Below are 21,191 nucleotides of genomic sequence, written 5' to 3' on the forward strand. Positions count from 1 at the left end.
CGCAGCGTAACCACGTAGCGCTCGCGATCATGTCGAAAGGACACTGACATGGGTATGCGTGTAGGCGTTGTCGGCGCGACCGGACAGGTCGGCGCTGTCATGCGAAAGCTGTTGGAAGAGCGCAACTTCCCGGTCGATGAGATGCGGTTCTTCGCCTCCTCGCGCTCGGCGGGTAAGACCCTGCCGTGGCGTGGCGAGGAAATCGTGATCGAGGACGCCGAGACGGCCGACCCGACCGGACTCGATATCGCGCTGTTCTCGGCCGGTGCCACCATGTCGCGGGTGCAGGCCCCGCGGTTCGCCGCCGCCGGTGTCACCGTCATCGACAATTCCTCGGCCTGGCGCAAGGATCCCGAGGTGCCGCTGGTCGTCTCCGAGGTGAACCCGGAAGCGACCCGCGACCTGCCCAAGGGCATTATCGCCAATCCGAACTGCACCACCATGGCCGCCATGCCGGTGCTGAAGGTGCTGCACGACGCGGCGGGACTGCAGCGCCTCATCGTGTCCAGCTACCAGGCGGTCTCGGGCAGCGGCCTGGCCGGTGTCGAAGAGCTGGTCTCGCAGGTGCGCGCGGTGATCGACGATGCCGAGAAGCTCACCCACGACGGTCGCGCCGTGGACTTCCCGGCGCCGAACAAATACGTCGCCCCCATCGCCTTCGATGTGATCCCGTTGGCGGGTGCGCTGGTCGACGACGGTTCCGGCGAAACCGACGAAGACCAGAAGCTGCGCAACGAATCCCGCAAGATTCTCGGTCTGCCCGATCTGCTGGTCAGCGGCACCTGCGTCCGAGTCCCGGTCTTCACCGGACACTCGCTGTCGATCAATGCCGAATTCGCCGAACCGCTTTCGGTGGAACGCGCCGAGGAACTGCTGGCCAAAGCCCCCGGTGTGCAGCTGGTCGAGGTACCGACCCCGCTGGCCGCCGCCGGTATCGACGAGTCCCTCGTCGGCCGCATCCGCCAGGATCCGGGCGTGCCGGACGGTCGCGGCCTGGCCCTGTTCATCTCGGGCGACAACCTGCGAAAGGGTGCGGCGCTGAATACCATTCAGATCGCCGAAGTGCTGCTGAACAATCGCTGACACTGTCAGTCGAGAGGGCCCCGTCATCGCGACGGGGCCTTCGTCATTCCGGTGTGCCGCCTCCCGTCATTCCGGCGTGCTTTTGGCCGGAATCCACATCCTGATCTGCGGTGGATCCCCGACAAGAACATTCCGCGATGACGAGGAGTTTCACTCGGTGGGCATGGGACCGTGCCGGTCGAGATGCAGGTACGAGTACCCGGTGACAATCATGCAGACCACGGTCGCCAGCAGCAGTAGGCCGAGTCCGTCGGTGATCATATTCATCAATCCGCCGATGACTCCGCCCAGCAGGAAGCACATCCAGATCAGGAAGTAGCCGAGCCAATCCGCCGGGCTGCCGCCGCCAGCGAGATGGCGCTCCAGGCCCTGTCCCATCTTGACCAGGCTGCCGGTGTAATAGGTGATCGGTATCGAGACCTCGCCGTTCTTCACGAACGAGGTATTGAGCGCACCGGTGCCGAACGCCACACAGAGGATGGGCAGCAGATCGATATCCGGTGCCCCCTCGGGGGTGGCCGTGAAGTAGTCGATGGTGGTCGCGGCGGCCAGGCTGATGGTGGTGAGCAGTACCGGTCCGTGTGGATGCTGGGTCCAGAATTGCCGCCGACACCAGGATGCGATGAATACTCCCGCGACAAAGCTGATGATCAGCAGAATTGCGGCGAATGCCATATGGCTCTGGCCGTCGAACCAGTTCACGACGGCACGCTCGGAATTACCCGTCATGAAGGTGACGAAGTAGCCGGAAGTATGCAGCAGTGCCGCCGCGCCAATGACCCCGGCCAGGCAGGCCAGCACCCAGGAGATCCGGGCCTCGGCGTCGAACATGCCCGCATAGCGGCCTTCTTCTACTTCGTGCACTGGTCGAGCTCCTTCCGAAGGGATGTGAGCGGTTCCAGTCTTACCGACACAACCTGAGAATTCAGGTCGGCCGGTCTGCGGTGCTAGCGAGTTGCTATAACTCATCCGGCCGTTGATGGGCCGTCGTCGGCGTCAATCTCTCCAGAGCGCGGCGCAGGGCAGCGGCGGTAGATTTTCAGGGGCCTGTCCATGAATGGTCACCTCTATACGGTGTGGGCGCAGATGCGCCGCCAGGCGTTCGGCGACCATCGGCTCGGTGCGATAGTCGAGCACCATTCCACCGGGAAAACGTAGGCGCACACGAACTTCGGTCACGGGCACCTCTTGGCATCGTTTGCTCGGCGGGACTCCCTAAACGTTAAACACAGAAAAATTGCGGTGCAATAAGAAAAATCCATGTTCCATACTGTGCGCCGTAAGCACGCCCGGTCTGCAATCCTTTACGGCAGATCCGATCGGAAGGAGTGAGTATGGATTCGTTACGAAGCCACCTCGGGATCTGCCGGGCGTGGACGCCGACACACTGGCGGTGATCGCCGGGAAAGCCGATCCGGCAGAAGGAGTTTGACCCGGTGGCCGAAAGTACCCTAGGGGCACGGGTAGCGGAGTTGCGCCGGCGAAGAGGGCTATCGCAGAAGGAATTGGGCGCCGCGATCAGGCGCTCGGAGAGCTGGGTATCGCAGGTAGAGCGGGATGTACTGCCGGTCGAAAGACTATCGGTACTGCAACGCCTTGCCGATGTTCTCGGAGTCGCGGTCCGAGATCTGCGACCGGAGGCGGCCGAACCGATGGCCGTGGATCGCGCGGGCACCGACCGCGTGGGATCCGCGGTTTTCGAGCGATTACGGCTGATGCTCACCGGACACCCGGCGCTCGAGCAGCTGTTCGGTGAGGAGGCCGGTCGCGAGCCGGTCGAATTGCCACGGTTGCGCGAACGTGTCGACCTGGCCTGGCAGCTGGCGCACGAGTCACGACTCGTCGAAGTGGGCAATAGCCTGCTGGAACTCATACCGGACCTGGAACAAGCAGCACGCACGCGACAAGGTGACACCGTCGCCGCGCGGCGAGAAGTGTTGGGTCTGCTGTCGCGCGCGTATCAGGCTGCGGCAACGGCATTTACCCGCCAGGAGGAAGTAGACGCGGCGTGGGTGGCGGCCGATCGGGCGCTCTCCGCAGCCGAAGGCTCCGGTGATCCACTGAGTGTGGTGGCCGGAACCTACCGTATGGCGCAGGCATTCCTGCGATTGCAGCGTTTCGAACAGGCCGAACAGGCCGCACGTAGTTCGACGGTGGCATTGGCGCCATTGGTGACCGGCGAGCGGCAATGCGCACCGGAGGTGTTATCGCTCTTCGGATCTCTGCAGCTCATGCTCGCGGTGATCGCGGCGACCGATGGCAATCGGACCGCGGCGCGGGCCGGACTGGCCGCGGCGCGGAGTGCGGCCGAGCGAATAGGCGAGGGGCGCAACGACTTCGATACCGAATTCGGTCCGACCGGGGTCGCGGTGCACGCGGTCGCGGTAGCGGTCGAATTGGGCGATGCCGGTGAGGCTCTCGATATCGCGCGGACGGTGCGGCCCGGCACCCTGTCACCGGAGCGGCAGGCCCGCTTCCTGGTGGATGTGGCGCGGGCGCACGCGCAACGGCGGCAGGCGAATCAGGCGCTGGAATCGCTGCTGGCCGCGGAGGCACTGACGCCGGAACTGGTGCACACCCATCATCGGGCGCGGGAGGTGATGCGCGATCTACTACAGTTCGCGGGTCGTCGACCCTCCGATGAACTGCGGGAGTTGGCGGGACGCGCTGCTGTCACGCCGTAGTGCGTGATCGCAGCCGGTTTCGTCGTAGCGGGTGATCGCGCCCAGTTACGCCCTAGTGCGTGATCGCACCCGGTTACGCCGAAGTGCGGTGATGGCATCCGGTTTCGTCGTAGCGCGGTGATCACGCCGGGATGACGAGGGTGTTCGCGCCGGGGTGACCAGAAGGAGTTCACGCCGGATAACGAGAGGGCGGTAGCGCGCCGGGATCACAACCGGGCTCACCTGATGCCGGGTGTGCGCGGGTCCGTGCCGACGCAGGCCAAAATCAGGCAGCCCGGCGGGGCGTCTGCGAACGGGGGTTCGAGCGGAATATTGAGGCAGGACAGCACATTACAACCCGGATAGGCGGCCGGACCGAAGCCGAGGATGGCGAGTGCGATATCGGCGTCGAAGTATCTGCGTGCGTCCAGGGTCAGTGGCGGTTCGACGAACTGTCCGGGATCGGGAATGGGACTGTCGTGGAATGCGGCCAGCAGCCTGCGGAAGAATTCGTGCGGAACCTCCTTGCCGTACTGCAGGATTCCGGTGAGTCCCTTGGTGGTGTGGGTGCCGAAGACGCCCGTCCACACCACCATCAGGTCCAGGCTGGGGATGATGAAGACGTGCTGTAGTCCCAGGCCGGACATGGAATACAGATCCTCGGGCAGGAAGTCGGGATTCTCCGCGCAGTTCGGGCCGAGCCAGAACAGGTAGCCGTAGCAACTGAAGGTGGCCGATGGTGTGAGCGCCTGTCGCAAATACGCGGACGAGACCACACGTTGGCCGTTCCATATCCCGTCCTCGGCGACAAGCATGCCGAGTTTGGCGAGATGCCTGGGCGGGATCATGAGGTGCGCGTAACCGTAGGTGTTCCCGGAACGGTCTCGCGCCCAGTAGTAATCGTCTGGTGCGATACCGAGCGGGTCGAACAGTTCCCGTTGTGCGAACTGCTGCAACGGTTCTCCGACGGCCAGTTCGATGACGTAGGTGAGCAGATCCACATTCCGCTGGCTGTAAACGAAAGTGGTGCCCGGCTCGTAGTCGAAGGGAACGCCGAGCGCTTGGATCGCGCTATTGGGATCGACCGGAATAACGCCGGTAATCCCCTCGGTGACCACGCCGATGCGCATTCCGGAGGTTTCGGTGAGCAGGTTCTCCACGGTGAGGGCGCGGTGTTCGGCGTCGCCGAGTCCCGGGGGGAGGTAGCTGTCGACAGCCGCTCCGATATCGAGTCTGCCCTGATCCCAGGCGATTCCGGCGAGGAGCGAGACAATGCTTTTGGTGACGCTCCAGATATTCCACGCGGTATTGCCGGTGAGGTGATTGCTGGGTCCCTCGCCGATCAGGCAGTTATGCCGGAATACCTGGACATTCAGGCGGTTTCGCTCCGCCGCGAACCCGAGGGCGTCGGCGAGCCGTTGTCTGTCGAGCCCTACGGATTCCGGTTCGGCCCGGTCGAATTCGCGCCCGGAGGGGGGACCGCAATGCAGTTCTGTGGAGGTCGGCGATTGGGTCCGCCCTCCGGGATGCGCCTGCGCCGTCCCAACCGTGAGTACCGCCGCTAATGCCAGTACAGCCGAACCGACGAGCCCCCTGCGCATCATGTGCTAATGCTATAGGTCGAAACCCTCTGGTATCGGCAGAAATCACCGTCGCATGCGCACGAATCCGTGGACGGCGTAGATGACCGCGCCCACGGCGAGCACGCCAATCCCGGCGAGTACGGAACTCGGCGGCAGGGACACTCCGACAATGACGCAGCCGAGCGCTCCGAGTATCGGAATCGCGCGTGCGGGACGGTTTTCCGCCACCGTGAGGGTGGCGGCCGAGATATTGGCGATCAGGTAGTAGACCAGCACCGCGAAGGACGAGAAGCCGATAGCGGCGCGAATATCGAAGGTGGCGGCCACCACCGCGACAATGAGGCCGACCGCTAGCTCGGCGCGATGCGGCACCCCGAACCGGGGATGCACCGCCGCCAGCGCACCCGGCAGATGTCGGTCCCGTGCCATGGCCAGCGTGGTGCGGGAAGTCCCGAGCACCAGTGCCATCAGTGATCCGGTCGCCGCGATCACCGCCCCGACCCGTACCAGCGGCGCGAGTTGCGGTGCGCCCGCGGCGGTTACGGCGCGGGCCAGGGGATCGGTGACCTCGGCCAGTCCGGCCGAGCCGAGCACGGTCAATACCGCCACCGCGACCAGCGCGTAGACGGCCAGGGTCAGTCCGAGCGCAATGGTGATGGCGCGGGGAATGGTGCGACTCGGATCGCGTACCTCCTCACCGAGGGTGGCGATCCGCGCGTACCCGGCGAAGGCGAAGAACAGCAGCCCCGCCGCCTCCAACACTCCTCGCACGCCGATGCTGTCACCGAGAGCGGCTGCCCCGCCGTGCTTTCCGACGAAGCACACCACAGCGACCACCGCCAGCACGGCCAGTGTCACCGTGACAATGATCCGGGTGGCCAGCGCCGACTTCTGCACACCCAGATAGTTGATCGCGGTGACCACCGCAACGGTCCCCACCGCCACCGCCTTGGCCTGCTCCGGCCACGCGTAGCCGCCGACGGTCAATGCCATTGCCGCACAGGACGCGGTCTTCCCGACCACGAACCCCCATCCGGCGAGATATCCCCAGAACTCCCCAAGGCGCTCCCGCCCATACACATAGGTCCCGCCCGACACGGGATACAGCGCCGCCAGCCGAGCCGACGACGTGGCATTGCAGTAGGCCAATCCGGCAGCCACCGCCAACGCCAGCAATAGCCAGGGCCCGGCCGCCGCGGCGGCCGGAGCCAAGGCCGCGAAAATTCCGGCCCCGATCATCGACCCGAGCCCGATTACCACTGAATCGGTGAGCCCGAGCCGACGGTGTAGCGAGCCCTCTCGCGAAGTCATGGGTCCATAGTCGACGACCCGAAAGGCCGCCGCGAATCGAGGGTCTGGGGTGCGGAGAAGTTGGGAAGAGGGGCGGACAGCCGAACGCCGCCAGTCCGGGGGGTGACTGACGGCGGGCTCGCAGTGTGAACCGCGAAGTCGACGTCCCACAAGCGCCTCTCGGCGGGTGGTCGCTCGAAGCGACAAAAGGGGTGAGGCCCGGGGCTGTCCGGACGCCGACAGTGGGTATCAACCTCATGCCCCGGGGATCTATTCCAGGGGTGGCGGTGTGATGTGAGCAACCTAAACCGGGCTGTCCGCACCCTGTGTTATGGCTTCTACCTGCTGTAATGTGCCTCTTTGGAAAGATTCCAGAATATATTCTTGACTTATTCCAGATTAGGGGCAGACTGAGCTCATGCACACCGGATACGACGCTCGAGAGCGTTTGCGGGGAGTTGGCCTCCGGGTCACCGCTCCGCGGGTCGCGGTGTTGGACGCGGTGGCCCGGGCCCCGCATTCCAATGCCGATTCGGTTGCCGTCACCGTTCGAGAAAAGCTCGGATCGGTGTCCACGCAGGCTGTGTACGACGTACTCAGGGCCTGTGTGGGGGCGGGGCTATTGCGGCGGATCGAACCTGCTGGTTCGTCCGCACTGTATGAGGCCCGCACCGGCGATAACCATCACCATCTGGTGTGCAGGAACTGTGGCACGGTCGTCGATGTCGACTGTGTCGTCGGCGCAGCCCCCTGTCTCGAACCGGACCAGACGCACGGCTTCACCATCGATGAGGCCGAGGTCGTCTTCTGGGGACTGTGCCCCACGTGTGGCCCGCAGAACTCCACAGCCCAAGGAGATTTGGAATGACCAAGCCGACAACCACCAATACCGGCACCCCTGTGGTCAGCGATAACGAATCGCTGACCGCGGGTACCCAGGGTCCGATCCTGTTGCACGACCACTACCTGATCGAGAAGCTCGCTCAGTTCAATCGCGAGAAGGTGCCGGAGCGGATCGTGCACGCCAAGGGCGCGGGTGCTTTCGGCGAACTGGTGGTTACCGGTGATGTGAGCCGCTACACCAAGGCGAAGCTCTTCCAGCCGGGTGCGCGGACCGAATCGCTGGTGCGGTTCTCGACGGTCGCGGGTGAGCAGGGCAGCCCGGATACCTGGCGCGATCCGCGCGGTTTCGCGGTGAAGTTCTATACCGAGGACGGCAATTACGACCTCGTCGGCAATAACACCCCGGTCTTCTTCATCAAGGACCCGATCAAGTTCCCCGACTTCATTCGTTCGCAGAAGCGACTGCCCGGCAGCGGACTTCGCGATCACAATATGCAGTGGGACTTCTGGACCCTGCGTCCGGAGACCGCCCACCAGGTGACCTGGCTGATGGGTGACCGCGGTATTCCGAAGTCCTACCGCACCATGGACGGCTTCGGTTCGCACACCTACCAGTGGATCAATGCCGCGGGTGAGCGCTTCTGGGTGAAGTACCACTTCAAGTCCGATCAGGGCATCGAGTTCCTGACCCAGTCCGAGGCCGATCGGATCGCGGGCGAGGACGCCGACTACCACCGCCGCGACCTGTGGGATGCCATCGAGGCCGGGAAGTTTCCGAGCTGGACGGTCAAGGTCCAGGTCATGCCGGTCGCCGAGGCCGAGGGCTACCGCTTCAACCCCTTCGACCTGACCAAGGTGTGGTCGCAAAAGGACTACCCGCTGATCGAGGTGGGCAAGTGGACGCTCAACCGCAATCCGGGCAACTTCCACGTCGAGATCGAGCAGGCCGCCTTCGAGCCGTCGAATGTCGTTCCGGGCATTGGCTTCTCCCCGGACAAGATGCTGCTGGGCCGCGTCTTCGCCTACGCCGACGCACACCGCTACCGCATCGGCACCAACTACGCGCAGCTGCCGCCGAACCGGGCCAAGGCCGCCGAGGTGAACTCCTACTCCAAGGAGGGCCCGATGCGCTACGACTACAACGACCCGAATGTGCCTGTCTACGCGCCGAATTCGTTCGGCGGCCCGCACGCCGACGCGGCGAAGGCTCCCGACGGCGGCATCTGGGACTTCGAGCCCACCATGGTGCACGCGGGCTACATCGAGCACCGCGAGGACGGCGACTTCACGCAGCCGGGCACCCTGGTGCGTGAGGTGCTCAATGACGCGGAACGAGATCGCCTGGTGGGCAATGTGGTTGGCCATGTCCTGGGCGGCGTTCAGGAGCCGGTGCTGAGTCGGGTGTTCGAGTACTGGAAGAACGTCGACTCGGATCTCGGCAAGCGTATCGAGGAAGGCGTGCGCGCCGGGCTCAACGGACAGTAGGTACAACCCCGCGCCCCTTGCCCACGGTGAATTCCGTTGGGGACGTTGTAATACGCTGTTTGTCAACTGGCTTCGGTCAGAAGCTGAACCAAACGCTCGGCTGGGAATCCCAGCCGAGCGTTTTGCATGACGGCTGTGCACCATTGAGAACTATTGGTGCAGAGGACTATCGGTATTCCCGTTCGATCATGAGCCGGGGACCGAAGCCCTTCCTCGTGGCAAGAGCAACCACACCCGTACGTGGTGCATTGATTATGTTTGCCGTTGTGGCACCACCCCGACGTAAGCAGCCAATTCATGATGTACGCAACTTCTCCGGAATCGGGAATATCCAGCCGTGACGGTGGTACTCGGCGAGCAATTGTGTTCGTGCGCTGCAATTTTCGCGGACGTCGCCGTTTCCGGGCGTGCAGTCCCGATGGCGGATCAGCTGGGTATGCACGGCCGTGGAGGTGCGCAGCGCTTCGACGGGCAAGCGGTGATGGTTCGGGGCGGAATACATCGCTACCACCCCTTCGGGCGTCGATGACGCCCATGCCCATTGCCGTGAGCGGCGGTCAAGGGGAGTTTCAGGTTGTTTCTCGTCGTCACGGTGTGGCGGGGGAGGGTTGGATCGAAAGGGGGCATCGCGGATTCCGACAAGCTCCACACGATCACGACGATGCAGGGAATGAGAGGGAAGACGATCGACCACCAGTGAGTGAACATCATTGTGTCCCTTGGTTAGTGGATTGTTTGGTAGCGACCGAAGTGGGGCGCAAAGCGCCACCGCGTGACCTGTGATCATCAGGTCGTCTGGTGTACGGGATGGATTTGCTGGAGTGTCTCCCGACCTCGGGTGACTTCCAGTAGACACCGAAATCGTTACTGGTGGAACGTTCACGGGGGACGGGATGCGAAATAGGATCGAAGCCCTCCACGGACATGGTCCGGCCCGGACACTACCCGGATAGCGAGGCTAACGAAGATGGCTGGTTTGACAGTCTCACGCATGGATTTCGGCAATTTCATGCATGGAATACGCGAGAACCGAACGCTTTTGGCCGCCGCAGCACATCTAGATGTGTCAAGGCAGGTAATCATGCGTCTAGAGGACGGCCTACCGACGAAACTCACGAAGCCGCAGATTGAAAGCTTGATCGACTTCTACCATCCGTCAGCGGACGATCGCGCGGAGGCTCTGCGGCTGTTCGAAGAGGTTCGCGCGCAAGACAAAGCGTCCAAAGCGCAGGGCAACTCGAAGGGGATGTGGAAGGCGTACAGCGATCAGGTCGCCCCCAACTTCGAAAAGTTCCTTCGCCTCGAAGGCGTTGCCGAGGGGATCATCACATATCAGCCGTTGATCGTTCCGGGGCTGCTCCAAACCCCCGACTACCGCCGCGCGATTATCCGGATTGAAATGCCAGCGCTCTCCGCCGTGGACGTCGAGCGCCGTCTGGAGCTCACCGCGAAGCGACAAGTCAGGTTGGAAGAGAACGGTTTTCGGATGGAAGCATTTCTGGACGAGGCCGCACTTCGGCACCGCCCCTGCACCCCGGCGGCCATGAGCATACAACTTCGCTGGTTGACGGAATCCTCTGAACGCGACAATGTTTCACTCCGCGTCATACCGTTCTCGGTCGGTCCCCACAGAGGACTGACGATCCAGGTCTTCACACTGTTGCGGCTACCGCGCGGCGAGAGCGGGAGGGCACTGCCCCCGGTGGTGTACGCGGAAGGTGCCATCGGCAGTGTTTTCCACGAGAACCAGGAAGAGGTCGATGTTTACGACCAGGCGATCTCCGGCCTACGGGAGGTAGCGTTGTCAGAAGACGACACCAGGGACCTGGTGAACCGAGTTGCGAAGGAGTACGCGACATGAAAAAGCCGGTCAAAGGCGTGTGGTACAAGTCGAGCCGTTCCGACGGCGCGAGCCAGTGTGTAGAGGCATACCACGGCGACAGCGCGGTGGGTGTGCGCGACTCGAAGAACGCAGGTGGCCCAGCGCTGTGGTTCACCCCTGGTGAGTGGGACGCGTTCCTGTCCGGTGCGAAGCGAGGCGAGTTCGACCGCCCATAGTTATCAACAGCGAAAAGCTCCAGTACTTTCGCACGATGCCGGTCGGAACTCGATAAGCGTATCGAGGAAGGCGTTCGCGCTGGTCTCAACGGACAGTAGGCAAAACTCTTGTGCCCCCGGCCTTTTCGGTCGGGGGCACAGTTCATGTCCGGACTACTTCGCGCTGCGACGTGCCTCCAGGCCGTCCAGAATCAACCCCAGTTCGAGATCGACGCAGTCCTGGCGATTGCGCGCTGAGCTCATACCTTGTGCTGCCACGTAGCGTTTGTGCAGTCGTGGGTATGGCTTGGCAGCCTCCACTGAGGTGGCCATGACCTGATCGAGCCACTCCTGCTCGCTGAGTCCGCTGCGCGCGACGGTGGTGAGCATGGCCGTCTCGATGGTGACGGACCCGAGTAGGTATGCCCAGATCGCGTTGCAGGCGCGATCGGCGACGGCATCATCGAATCCCGCCACCTCCAGCGCGCCCAGCCAGGCATCGTTCAGCCGCATGACATTCGGCCCGAGATAAACCAGTCCGGCGGTGCTGAGCACGGCGGGCATCCAGGGGTGCCGCAACATGGTGTCGCGCAGGCTGGCGCTGATGCTGGTCAGGTCGGCCCGCCAGTTCTCGGCGGTGTGCCGCTCGGGGAGTTCCACCTCGCCGAAGGTCTGATCCACCACCAGTTCCAGCAGTTCTTCCTTATTCGCCACGTGCGTATAGAGCGAGGTGGCTCCTGCATTGAGCCGGGTGCCCAGCCGTCGCATGCTCAGTGCGTCCAATCCCTCGCTGTCGAGGAGTCCGATCGCCTCGGTGACGATCTGCTCCCGGTTCAGCGCCGGGGTATCGCGCCGCTGTCGTTGGGGTCGCGCCCACACGGTCGGGAACTGCTCAGCTTTGGCTGCCATGGCATGTCCTCCTTCGTCTGCGGTCAGCATAACCACTGTTAGAACGGTGTTCGAGTCGCCGTACAACGTTCTCTCTTGCGAACAGTGTACGGAGCTCGTACAGTGTTCGACAACACCGCACAGTGTGCGGAGCGATCGAGACGAAGAGGGGTTCGAAATGTCTACCAACGCGACCGCGGCGGTGAATACCGAAGCGCTACAGCGTGATCCGAAGCGCTGGCTGATCCTGGTGGTGCTGTGTATGAGCTCGCTGGTGCTGGTGATCGACAATATGGTGCTGAATGTCGCCATCCCGCAGATCTCCACCGAACTGGGCGCGACCTCGCGCGATATTCAGTGGATCATCGATTCCTACATCCTGGTGTTCGCCGGTCTGCTGCTCACCTCAGGAAGCCTCTCCGACCGGTTCGGCCGTCGACTGGTCATGGTGGTGGGCCTGGTGCTCTTCGGCGCGGCCTCGGTGCTCGCCGCCTACGCCACCAACCCGGAAATGCTGATCACCGGTCGCGTGGTCATGGGTATCGGTGGCGCGCTCATCATGCCGAGCACGTTGTCCATCCTGATCACCGTGTTCGACGAGCAGGAGCGGCCGAAGGCGATTGCCTCCTGGAGTGCGGTGGCCATGATCGGCATGGTCGGCGGCCCCATCCTGGGCGGCGTACTGCTCAACCACTTCTGGTGGGGCTCGGTATTCGTGCTGAATGTGCCGATCGCGTTGGTCGCGATTGTCGCCGCGCTGGTACTCATGCCGGAGTCGAAGGGTCCCTGGGCCAAGCCGGATATGTCGGGCATGCTGCTGTCGATCGTCGGCCTCACCGCGCTGGTGTGGACGATTATCGAATACCCGGCCAAGGGCATCGAGGGCACCTGGACCTCGTTGCTCATCGCCGTTACGGGTATGACCGCCTTCGTGATTCGTGAGATGAAGGCCGAGCATCCGATGGTGCCGCTGCAGCTGTTCCGCAATCGCGTCTTCACCGGTTCCAGCTTCTCGCTGGTGCTCGTCACCTTCGCCAATGGCGGTCTGCTGCTGGTGCTCACCCAATACCTGCAGTTCGTCCTCGGCTACACCCCGATCCGCACCGCACTGGCCTTCACCCCGTTCGCCCTGACCGCGCTGGTCTTCAATTTCGTCGGTGCGGGCCTGGTCCAGAAGTTCGGTGTGCGACCGGTGGCACTGAGCGGTATGACCGTGCTGGCCGGTGGTTTCGTAGTGCTGGCCACGCTCACCACGGAATCCGGTTTCTGGATGCCCGCCCTGGCCATGTCGCTGGTCGGCGCCGGTGCGGGCCTCGCCATGCCCGCCGCGATCGGCGCCCTGATGGGTGCGATCCCACCGGCACAGGCGGGAGTCGGCTCGGCCCTCAACGACACCATCCAGCAGACCGGCGGTGCCCTGGGTGTAGCGGTCCTGGGCGCGGTTCTGGCCGGTACCTACGCCGACGCCATGCCCGCCGACACCCCCGAAGCGGCCCGCGAGAGCATCGCCCCCGCCCTTCTCAGCGGCGACAACACCCTGATCCTCGCCGCCCGAGAAGCCTTCACCGACGCCATGTCCGCCACCTTCCTCGGTGGCGCGGTCAGCGTGGCGGCGGCCACGGTACTCGCCTTCTTCCTGATGCGAGGAGCGAAAGCGGCTACGGGAGAGAGAGTTCCGGCGCCGGAGGACGACTCCGAGAAGGTCGCGGTCGGCGTCCGGTAGCGACCGGTCGCACGAGACTTCACCCCGGCGCCGATGTGTCGGGGTGAAGTCTTCGCGCGGTGGGATTGCGTCGCATCACCCACGATTCGCCGGGGCAGTGCCTTCGCTGCGGTACCGAGACGGGCCGCGACCTCGTTGGCGGTGCCAGTGCTATCCAGCCCAGTTCGATAACACCCCGACCACGGACGATGAGGTCGGGCAATACCAGCGGTGGCCAGGCCGGACATGGTGTCAGGTGGCATGTCAGGTCGGCGTCAGGTCGGTGTCAGCCGGGTTGGCGACAGTGGTCACATGAACAGCGCAACGATCACCACCGACTCGAACACTTCGACCTGGACCGGCATGGTGCCGACCGATGACACCGCTGTGGCCGTCACCGATACCGGCGGCTCGGGGACCGCGGTGCTCTACTTGAACGGCGCCTACGCCGATCAGAAGCATTGGCGCACAGTGATCGCCGACCTCGGTCCCGGGTACCGGCACATCAGCTACGACACGCGAGCCCGCGGCAAATCCGAGCAGTCGGCCGACTACTCCTTCGAGGCGGCTCTGCGCGATATCGATGCCGTCCTCGCCGCGCGCGGCGTGGAGCGGGTGATTCTGGTGGGCTGGTCCTACGGCGGGATCCTGTCCTGGTATTGGGCCGACCGGAACCCGGACCGGGTAATCGGGGTGGTGACCGTGGATGCGGTGCCGTACGGCCTGACCGGCGCGGCGGGTGCCGAGCGGATCCGCAAACTGTTCCACCGGATGCGGTTCCTGCTGCCGCTCGTGCGCCCGTTCGGCATGGCCGCGCGGATGAGCGCCGCCCAGCATGCCGAGGTCGGTATCGATGCCAACGAGTACGCCGCGGCCGCGGTGCCGGTGCTGTCTCGATCGACCTGTCCGGTGCGGTTCGTGCTGGCCACCGGTGACAGTCTGGGCAGTGAGAAGGGCGAGATGGAGCAGGTGCGCACCTCCCTGGACCCGGTGCTGGCCGCCAATCCGAACGTCACCGTGAGCGCGAAGGTGGCCAGCAACCACTCCAAGATCCTGCGCAAGGATTCCCCCGCCGTCGCTGCGGCGGTCCGCGAAACCGCAGCCGCCTGACCACCACCGTGCACAAGGTCGCCCATGGGGATCGAACCCGGTCCGCCACTGCTCTACCGCTCAGGATCCAGCCTGTGAGCAAACACGGTCTCGTTCCATTCGTCGAGTAGCCGAAAGTACTCGGTCCCGGAGCCCAGCTGCCGGGACCGAGTCACGTCGTAGACCGGGCGGACCTCGTACCCTCAGCCGATCATGATCGGGCTGCCCGCCTCGTACATGCTGCGGTTGCCCTGCACATCGGTCACCACCAGCCGCGCCAGATTCGGTCCGCGCCCGGTGTAGGTGTGCGAGACGGTCGGGGCGTGGGTGGTGACGTGGATGCCGTCACCGAAGTACCAGTCGTACTGGCGCACAGCGCCGCCCGCGGCCGATGCGTCGAAATGCACCGTCAGGCCCACCTGCCCGGCCTCGTGCGACACCGTGAATCCCTGCCCCGCCGGCCCACCGCCGCCGAACCATTCGCGGATGAGCGGATTCAGCAGGAACGCGTCGGCGTACTGCCGCGCACCGTCGGCATCGGCTTGGCTGATAGCCGCGGCACGGCACTGCGGAGGCAGCGCATTCTGTTCGGGGCATGCCAGTGCGCGCAGTGAGATCGCCTCGTCACCAAAGGGGTTCATCCACAGCTTGCGAGCGCCATCGATAAGGCCGCTGTTCTGCGCGAACAACCCGTCGGCCGCTACCGCGTAGGTCTCCCCGGCCGCCGCATTGGCATCGGCGGCGGCCTGCCGGAACACGTCGGCGGATAGTCTGACGAATTCCGACCAGCGTCGCAGGCCGTCGGGTAGTCCCTCGGCATCGAAGCCGTGGAAGTAGTTCGATACCAGCACCTTCGGCGCGCCTGGGAGCGTATGCGCCTGCTCGATGGCCGACCGCATACCGCGACCGCCGTATCCGAGTTTCGCACCGCTGAAGAACGGCACATTCGCGGCGGGGTTCACCGGATTCGCCCCCTCGCCGCCACATTCGCGCCGCACCGCGGACACCAGATCGGCGCTGCCCGGTGTCACGCCGATCGGGATCCCGAAGAACGGGTCGAGGTCGTTGACGCAGCCGTTCACCAGCACGAGGTCTATTCGGTAGCCGCCCGCGGTCGCCTCCGTGGCGGCCTTCTCCAACTGGCAGAACACATCCGGCATCCGATCGACGATCTCGACGACCTCCACGGTGGTGCTGCCGTACACATCCTGCGGGTAGTGCTGGGTCAGGCAGGATCCGTCGTCATTGCCCACGGGCAGGGTGGGTGCATCGAGCACCGCGCCGGAGATGGAGTAGTCGTGCAGTTCGACGGCCCGGCCGGTGCTGGCACCCAGCACCTCGGCGGTCAGGTGCGCGAATTTGCGTTCCAGGTCCAGAACCTGGCCCCAAATGACCGAGTCGCCCACCGAAACCACGTGCAGCGGTGCGCAATCCCGGACCGGATGGACCGGCCACGGCTGGCTGCGATCGGTGAAGGTGCCGCCGGGAATAACGGCGCGGGCATCGACCCGAAGCGCGCCGTCGGCGGGGAGCTCGTGCCGGTCGATCTCGAAGGGGATGGTCAGCACCTCACCGGTCATGGCCGCGACACCGCTGCGCAAGGAGCGATCACCGGACAGGATGCGCCATTCGATATCGGCCTGTAGCGGTACGCCGGGTGGGAAATAGACTGCGGCGGTACCTCGCAACGGTCCGTCACAGAGGCTGCCCGGAGTCGTGCTGACGTCGATGACCTGCGGCGAGTCCATGATCACATCACCCATTGCCGGTGCGGATCCGACCGCGACGGCCAGGATCGGTACGGCCAGCGGCAATATCGGCCGCCACCATCGTGAACGCGACGACTTCACTTGATCCTCCTCGAATGCGACGCTGCATCGACCAAACCCACCGGCCCGAAATGACACCGGCCACATGTGAAATGCCAACGATGTCGAATAAGAAGGTTTCCGAGCCCAATTCGCCGCGGACGATACCCAATGAACGGCGAATCTCTCGCTACCGAACGACACACGCCGATCAAAGTCGCCGACACGCCGCGACTCGCCGTACAAAGGCATTCCCGCGCCACGCCGATAGCACGCAGCCGTACGCCATCTACCAGTGTTTCTGTTACACAGATTCCATGCACGCGAGAAATCTGACGCTCGCCCACTCCGCCTTCGCCCACGCCGGATGTGCGAGGAAACCTATTGAACCGCTATTCAATAGCTATGTCCGATATGCCCGATATGGCACGGCGGGTTCGGCGTCGTGCCACAGTCGCTGAAACCTTCTGGCACCCAGTCGGTTCGACGGGCCGCGACCGGAAAATTACCGGCCTAGAGCGACTTTCACGCTTGCAAGATCTTGTTAAGGCCCCGCCAAGCCCCACTATGCATTGTTTGTCTCAACACCGGAACCCACCGGCACCACCCGGAACCCGAAAGAGACATGACGATGATCGCGAAGCTGACCGCTGGAATCACCCTCACGGCCGCGACCGCCGCCCTGACACTCGGTGCCACCGGCACCGCCGCCGCCGCCACCTACGGCACCCCCGGCAATGCCGTGGTTGCCTCGGCCACCTGCACCCACAAGAACAACAGCACCATCGAGATCACGATGGACGCCCCGAAGATCTTCGCCCAGGCGGGCTACCAGCCCGGCGAGCACCAGCAGGTCCGCTACCGCACGGTCGTATACGACGCGGTGCAGTCCACCATCGCCGCGGTCACGGAGTTCTCCTCGGGCAAGGCCACCGCCACCGACTCGGCCGATGTCGATGACACCAAGGTCAAGGTGGTCCGCTCCGATCCGAACGGTTACCGCGTGATCCAGCAGATCGAATGGCTCTCACCGGATCAGGAGAATCCGGTCGCCGCCATCGACCTCGATGCCACCGCCTACCGGATCAAGGACGGCCGGACACTGCTCGGCACGTTCGCGACCTGCAAATAAGCCACCACCCGGGGGTGGAAACGCCGGGGCACGACCCGTCCACGAGGGGTGTCGGGTCGTGCCCGGGCAAACCGCAAGGCCGGAAGGTTCCTGCCGTGAAGGGGGCGGCAGGCCATCCACCACCGCAGCCCTGCCGGGCCCGTCCACGAGGGGTGCCGGGCTCGGCGGGCGCGGTGCGAGATTCCGTCGGACTCGCGTACGGGAGGACCGGGCCCGACGGATAGGGGGATGCCACCGAACTCGTCCACGGGGAGTGCCCGGGGTCGGTGGCCAATGGGGGAGACCGCCGAACCCTGAGCATGGGGAGTGCGTCCGGTTCGGCGGTCAGGGGGTGGGAGCCCGCCGGACTCGTCGTCGAGGGGTGTCGAGATCGGCGGACGCGGGGTATCGAGCCCGCCGGACCTGTTTGCAGGTTCGGCGGGCTCTCGCGTATCACGATCCGGTCGCCGAGCGATCTGCCAGTAGATAGTGTGTTCGCCCGCGCGTACCTCGGGGCATCATGGAGATAAGTGCGGCAAGGAGATTGGCAGCGACATGGAAACCGTGATCGTCTTCGTACTGGCTACGTTGATCTACTGGTGGGGATTGTTGTAGCGAGCCGGAACGGATGCCACCGAGAGGAGCGCGTCCGCGATCTGCTGGCAGAAAGCGTCGGCGTCTTCGTTGCCGTGAGTGAGGGCGCGGATAAGGGTTGCGCCGCGCAGGAATTCGAAAACGGCGTCGACATCACAGCCGGGTGCGGCCTGCCCGTGCGCCGCCGCACCGATCAGCATTTCCCGCAGGGCCTGCCGGGTGGGCTGTTCACCGCGGTCGAGCAGACGGCGGTAGCTCTCCCGATCATCGTGGTAGGCGGCGAGTAGGCCCGGAATAGCCGCGCGGGCCGCCGGCTGCGCGGCGGCGGAGAGAAACAGCCGGGTCCACGCGAGTAGATCCGCGCGCAGATCACCGGTGGGGGCCGGGTGATTGCCGGTGTCGAGCGCGAAGACCGCATCCTCGATCAGCGCCCGTTTGCTGGGCCAGCGCCGGTAGATCGACGTCGTGACCACCCCGGCCCGCCGTGCCACGGCCGCAATGGTGGTGGCCTCGTAACCCTCGCTGACCAGTAGTTCCTGCGCAGCGGTCAGGACCTGGGCATCCAACTGCGGGTCACGGGGGCGGCCCGGGCCGGTACGGATCCCCTCGGGAGCGGTCACATGAGCCCTTCCGTCGCGTCGCGAGATTTTCCGAATCAGGGTATCCCCGAACCGTGTTTGAAATACGCTACGCCTCGTATTCTAATTTGAGGCTAACCGCCGAGCTCCACGAGAGGTACCAGCGATGCTGACACCCCAGGACGAACTCCTCTGCCATCAGCTCCCCACCACCTTCGATCATGTGCAACAGAGCGATCTGCGCTGGACCGAGCGAATCGTCCTGTACGGCTTCGATACCACCGGGACCGTCAGCATCATGACCGGTTTGGCGCGTTACCCCAATCGCAATGTCATGGATGCCTATGCCATGGTCACGGTCCGGGGCAGGGCGCACGTGGTGCGCCTGTCCCGCGAAATCTCCGGCCAGTACGACGGTTTGGGCTCCTGGCAGGTGGGCCCCTACCGCTACGAGGTGATCGAACCGCTGCGCAAGGTGCGCGCCACCCTCGACGACAATGAGCACGGGGTACGTCTAGAGCTCGACTTCGAGGCCGAATTCCCCGCCTATGAACAGGAACCCGCGTTCTTCCGCAGCCGGGGCCGGGTCAAGGAGGACGCCCGGCGCTACTACCAGAACGGCCGCATCTCGGGCTGGGTGGAGGTCGACGGCGAGCGCATCGATATCGACCCGGACACCTGGTGGTTCGGTCGCGACCACTCCTGGGGCACCCGGCACGGCGGTGGTGGCGGCAGTCTGTCCGAAGGCGACGGCCTGCAGCCCTCCGAAATCCCGGACGGGGTCCTGTATTTCATGGGGATCTTCCAATTCGAGGGCGAGCTGGTGCATTTCGCGCAGCGGGAGACCGCCGATGGACAGCGGTGGCATTTCGAGGGCACGGTGCTCCCGGGTATCGACTCCGGCTCCGCACCGGTGCCGATCGTGGCGGTGGAGCACGATCTCCAGTTCCGCGACGACTTCCGAATCGTGAGCGGCGGATCCTTCCACACCGTCGGGGCCGATGGCGCGAAGCGTGACTTCTCCATTATCCCGATCAGCGACTTCTGGCCCGGGCTGGCCGGATACGACATGTACCGGGGCTACGCCTCCGGCCTGTGGAAGGGCCCGCGGTACAGCGACGGGTTCACCGTCGATCTGTCCGATACCGCGGAACTGCGCCAGGTGAGCATGCTGAGCGAAACCTTCTGCCGCGTCGAACACGACGGAAAGGTTGGGTACGGCCTGGTCGAGATGGTGTTCATGGGCCGCAATGAGCGCTACGGATACGAGGGGTTCTGAGCCGTGGTCAACTTCCGACTACCCCCTGAGCAGATTCCGGGCGTATTGGAACCGATACTGCGCCAGCGGCTTCCATCTGCCGATAGCGCTCGTATTCGGAACTGGTCGCCCAGCCCGCGCGGATTCGCCACCGAGACATTCCTGTTCGAGGCCGCCGACGAGTCCAGCACCCTGCCCCTGGTATTCCGGCGACCCCCGGATATGTCTTTGTTTCCGGATTACGACCTGTTGCGGCAGGTGCTGGTTATGCAACGCCTTGCCGATACCAGCCTTCCGGTCCCGACCGTGCGATGGCTGGACCGTTCGGAGGGGGCGTTGGGCACACCGTATTTCGTCATGGACCGCCTCGCGGGGGAAGCGCCCAGCGACTACCCGTCGTATCACGTGGCGGGCAACTACTACGCCGCGAGCCCACAGCACCGCGCCCGCATGTGGTGGGGCTGTGTGGATACCATCGCCGCTGTCCACCGGGTCGACTGGCGGGCACTGGGACTGGAGTTCCTGACCATGCCCGACTGCGGCACCCGCCCGGGGGAACAGATCGTGAATTACCTCGACGCGGCACTGACCTGGGCGGCGGGTGAACAACCTCCCACCTACCGCCGCGCCATCGAATGGTTGCGGGCCAACAGCTACGACCCCGAGCACGTCACCCTGCTGTGGGGTGACGCCCGCATGTCGAACATCCTCTACAGCAAGGACTTCGAAGTCGCGGGCGTCCTCGACTGGGAAATCGCCTATATCGGCGACCACGAGGCCGACCTGGCCTGGATGCTCTTCCTGGATTGGGCCAGTAGCGAATTCGAGGGCCACCCGCCACTGCCGGGCACTCCCACCCGCGCGGAAACCATCGCCTACTACGAGGCCCGCACCGGTATGACGGTGCGCAACCTCCGGTTCAACGAGGTCCTCGCGGCCGTCCTGCTGTCGGTCCCGCTACTGCGCATGACCAGTCGCGTCCAGCTGCCCCCGGATATGAATATCACCGGCTTCTGCACGACGCGCATCGAGCAGTTGATTTCCTGACAGCTTCGGCCACAGGGCGAGCGCGATCATCAGCCCGAACGCCGAACTCGAAAGTGCGACGTCGGCGCGCGGTCCGTCACCACGGCATGTTCGCGTTTCGTCATACCGGCATGCCCGCGCCCCCGTCATCCC

At 64.5% G+C, this 21,191-nt stretch carries 18 protein-coding genes; 11 read left to right on the forward strand and 7 right to left on the reverse strand.

The window, feature by feature from the left end:
- Positions 1-48: 48 nt before the first annotated feature.
- Positions 49-1,083, forward strand: coding sequence for an aspartate-semialdehyde dehydrogenase (locus tag NU1_RS02760; protein ID WP_067517019.1), 1,035 nt, complete (start codon positions 49-51; stop codon positions 1,081-1,083).
- Positions 1,084-1,233: 150 nt separating this feature from the next.
- Here NU1_RS02760 and NU1_RS02765 read toward each other — a convergent pair whose 3' ends face one another.
- Both NU1_RS02765 and NU1_RS41085 read right to left on the reverse strand, forming a co-directional pair.
- Positions 1,234-1,914 carry a YoaK family protein gene (locus NU1_RS02765; protein WP_067517066.1) on the reverse strand — a complete coding sequence of 227 codons (681 nt, stop codon included), beginning with the start codon at positions 1,912-1,914 and terminating at the stop codon, positions 1,234-1,236.
- Positions 1,915-2,079: 165 nt separating this feature from the next.
- On the reverse strand, positions 2,080-2,262 hold the full coding sequence (locus NU1_RS41085) for a hypothetical protein (RefSeq protein ID WP_157551957.1): 183 nt from the start codon (positions 2,260-2,262) through the stop codon (positions 2,080-2,082).
- 257 nt (positions 2,263-2,519) lie between these two features.
- Here NU1_RS41085 and NU1_RS02770 point away from each other — a divergent pair, with 257 nt between their 5' ends.
- A complete protein-coding gene (locus NU1_RS02770) occupies positions 2,520-3,767 on the forward strand; it encodes a helix-turn-helix domain-containing protein (protein ID WP_067517021.1) in 1,248 nt (415 codons plus the stop codon).
- A 218-nt stretch (positions 3,768-3,985) separates the two neighbouring features.
- On the opposite strand, the gene NU1_RS02775 is transcribed toward NU1_RS02770, so the two are convergent.
- A complete protein-coding gene (locus NU1_RS02775) occupies positions 3,986-5,350 on the reverse strand; it encodes a serine hydrolase domain-containing protein (protein WP_067517024.1) in 1,365 nt (454 codons plus the stop codon).
- Positions 5,351-5,392: 42 nt separating this feature from the next.
- Positions 5,393-6,640, reverse strand: a complete 1,248-nt coding sequence (locus NU1_RS02780) for an APC family permease (protein WP_067517026.1) — start codon at positions 6,638-6,640, stop codon at positions 5,393-5,395.
- A gap of 397 nt (positions 6,641-7,037) precedes the next feature.
- Between NU1_RS02780 and NU1_RS02785 the strand changes: the two genes are divergently transcribed.
- The 4 genes from NU1_RS02785 to NU1_RS02810 all read left to right on the forward strand — a co-directional run bounded on the left by NU1_RS02785 (position 7,038) and on the right by NU1_RS02810 (position 11,005).
- Positions 7,038-7,487 (forward strand): Fur family transcriptional regulator, encoded by a 450-nt coding sequence (locus NU1_RS02785; RefSeq protein WP_067517029.1) that lies wholly within the window; start codon positions 7,038-7,040, stop codon positions 7,485-7,487.
- A complete protein-coding gene (locus tag NU1_RS02790) occupies positions 7,484-8,947 on the forward strand; it encodes a catalase (protein WP_067517032.1) in 1,464 nt (487 codons plus the stop codon). The genes NU1_RS02785 and NU1_RS02790 overlap by 4 nt, the downstream gene beginning before the upstream one ends.
- 991 nt (positions 8,948-9,938) lie before the next feature.
- Positions 9,939-10,808 (forward strand): DUF5753 domain-containing protein, encoded by an 870-nt coding sequence (locus NU1_RS02805; RefSeq protein WP_067517038.1) that lies wholly within the window; start codon positions 9,939-9,941, stop codon positions 10,806-10,808.
- On the forward strand, positions 10,805-11,005 hold the full coding sequence (locus NU1_RS02810; RefSeq protein ID WP_067517040.1) for a DUF397 domain-containing protein: 201 nt from the start codon (positions 10,805-10,807) through the stop codon (positions 11,003-11,005). The genes NU1_RS02805 and NU1_RS02810 overlap by 4 nt, the downstream gene beginning before the upstream one ends.
- Positions 11,006-11,158: 153 nt before the next feature.
- Here the strand turns inward: NU1_RS02810 and NU1_RS02815 are convergent, their stop codons facing one another.
- On the reverse strand, positions 11,159-11,893 hold the full coding sequence (locus NU1_RS02815; protein ID WP_067517068.1) for a TetR/AcrR family transcriptional regulator: 735 nt from the start codon (positions 11,891-11,893) through the stop codon (positions 11,159-11,161).
- A 157-nt stretch (positions 11,894-12,050) separates the two neighbouring features.
- Here NU1_RS02815 and NU1_RS02820 point away from each other — a divergent pair, with 157 nt between their 5' ends.
- Positions 12,051-13,595 (forward strand): MFS transporter, encoded by a 1,545-nt coding sequence (locus NU1_RS02820; RefSeq protein WP_067517042.1) that lies wholly within the window; start codon positions 12,051-12,053, stop codon positions 13,593-13,595.
- A gap of 291 nt (positions 13,596-13,886) precedes the next feature.
- A complete protein-coding gene (locus NU1_RS02825) occupies positions 13,887-14,684 on the forward strand; it encodes an alpha/beta fold hydrolase (protein WP_067517044.1) in 798 nt (265 codons plus the stop codon).
- A gap of 182 nt (positions 14,685-14,866) precedes the next feature.
- On the opposite strand, the gene NU1_RS02830 is transcribed toward NU1_RS02825, so the two are convergent.
- Positions 14,867-16,513 (reverse strand): PKD domain-containing protein, encoded by a 1,647-nt coding sequence (locus tag NU1_RS02830; RefSeq protein ID WP_169814989.1) that lies wholly within the window; start codon positions 16,511-16,513, stop codon positions 14,867-14,869.
- A gap of 583 nt (positions 16,514-17,096) precedes the next feature.
- On the opposite strand from NU1_RS02830, the gene NU1_RS02840 reads away from it, so the two are divergent.
- On the forward strand, positions 17,097-17,603 hold the full coding sequence (locus NU1_RS02840) for a hypothetical protein (RefSeq protein ID WP_067517050.1): 507 nt from the start codon (positions 17,097-17,099) through the stop codon (positions 17,601-17,603).
- 572 nt (positions 17,604-18,175) lie between these two features.
- Here the strand turns inward: NU1_RS02840 and NU1_RS02845 are convergent.
- Entirely contained in the window at positions 18,176-18,796 is a 621-nt protein-coding gene (locus NU1_RS02845; protein ID WP_245719921.1) for a TetR/AcrR family transcriptional regulator, read from the reverse strand.
- 124 nt (positions 18,797-18,920) lie between these two features.
- On the opposite strand from NU1_RS02845, the gene NU1_RS02850 reads away from it, so the two are divergent.
- Together NU1_RS02850 and NU1_RS02855 are read left to right on the forward strand one after the other, a co-directional pair.
- The gene (locus NU1_RS02850; RefSeq protein ID WP_067517052.1) at positions 18,921-20,033 is read left to right on the forward strand and encodes an Rv3169 family protein; all 1,113 of its coding nucleotides are present in this window, start codon (positions 18,921-18,923) and stop codon (positions 20,031-20,033) included.
- Positions 20,034-20,036: 3 nt separating this feature from the next.
- Positions 20,037-21,059 (forward strand): phosphotransferase family protein, encoded by a 1,023-nt coding sequence (locus tag NU1_RS02855; protein ID WP_067517053.1) that lies wholly within the window; start codon positions 20,037-20,039, stop codon positions 21,057-21,059.
- Positions 21,060-21,191 lie beyond the last annotated feature (132 nt).

This window comes from Nocardia uniformis NBRC 13702 (assembly GCF_001613345.1).
GTDB lineage: Bacteria > Actinomycetota > Actinomycetes > Mycobacteriales > Mycobacteriaceae > Nocardia > Nocardia uniformis.

What these genes read in the sequence shown, in the direction of transcription:
- NU1_RS02815 (WP_067517068.1), bottom strand. Translation starts at nt 11,893, where the DNA reads ATGGCAGCCAAAGCTGAGCAGTTCCCGACCGTGTGGGCGCGACCCCAA.
- NU1_RS02840 (WP_067517050.1), top strand. Translation starts at nt 17,097, where the DNA reads ATGACGATGATCGCGAAGCTGACCGCTGGAATCACCCTCACGGCCGCG.
- NU1_RS02765 (WP_067517066.1), bottom strand. Translation starts at nt 1,914, where the DNA reads ATGTTCGACGCCGAGGCCCGGATCTCCTGGGTGCTGGCCTGCCTGGCC.
- NU1_RS02810 (WP_067517040.1), top strand. Translation starts at nt 10,805, where the DNA reads ATGAAAAAGCCGGTCAAAGGCGTGTGGTACAAGTCGAGCCGTTCCGAC.
- NU1_RS02805 (WP_067517038.1), top strand. Translation starts at nt 9,939, where the DNA reads ATGGATTTCGGCAATTTCATGCATGGAATACGCGAGAACCGAACGCTT.
- NU1_RS02775 (WP_067517024.1), bottom strand. Translation starts at nt 5,350, where the DNA reads ATGATGCGCAGGGGGCTCGTCGGTTCGGCTGTACTGGCATTAGCGGCG.
- NU1_RS02790 (WP_067517032.1), top strand. Translation starts at nt 7,484, where the DNA reads ATGACCAAGCCGACAACCACCAATACCGGCACCCCTGTGGTCAGCGAT.
- NU1_RS02760 (WP_067517019.1), top strand. Translation starts at nt 49, where the DNA reads ATGGGTATGCGTGTAGGCGTTGTCGGCGCGACCGGACAGGTCGGCGCT.
- NU1_RS02825 (WP_067517044.1), top strand. Translation starts at nt 13,887, where the DNA reads ATGAACAGCGCAACGATCACCACCGACTCGAACACTTCGACCTGGACC.
- NU1_RS02820 (WP_067517042.1), top strand. Translation starts at nt 12,051, where the DNA reads ATGTCTACCAACGCGACCGCGGCGGTGAATACCGAAGCGCTACAGCGT.
- NU1_RS02780 (WP_067517026.1), bottom strand. Translation starts at nt 6,640, where the DNA reads ATGACTTCGCGAGAGGGCTCGCTACACCGTCGGCTCGGGCTCACCGAT.
- NU1_RS02850 (WP_067517052.1), top strand. Translation starts at nt 18,921, where the DNA reads ATGCTGACACCCCAGGACGAACTCCTCTGCCATCAGCTCCCCACCACC.
- NU1_RS02785 (WP_067517029.1), top strand. Translation starts at nt 7,038, where the DNA reads ATGCACACCGGATACGACGCTCGAGAGCGTTTGCGGGGAGTTGGCCTC.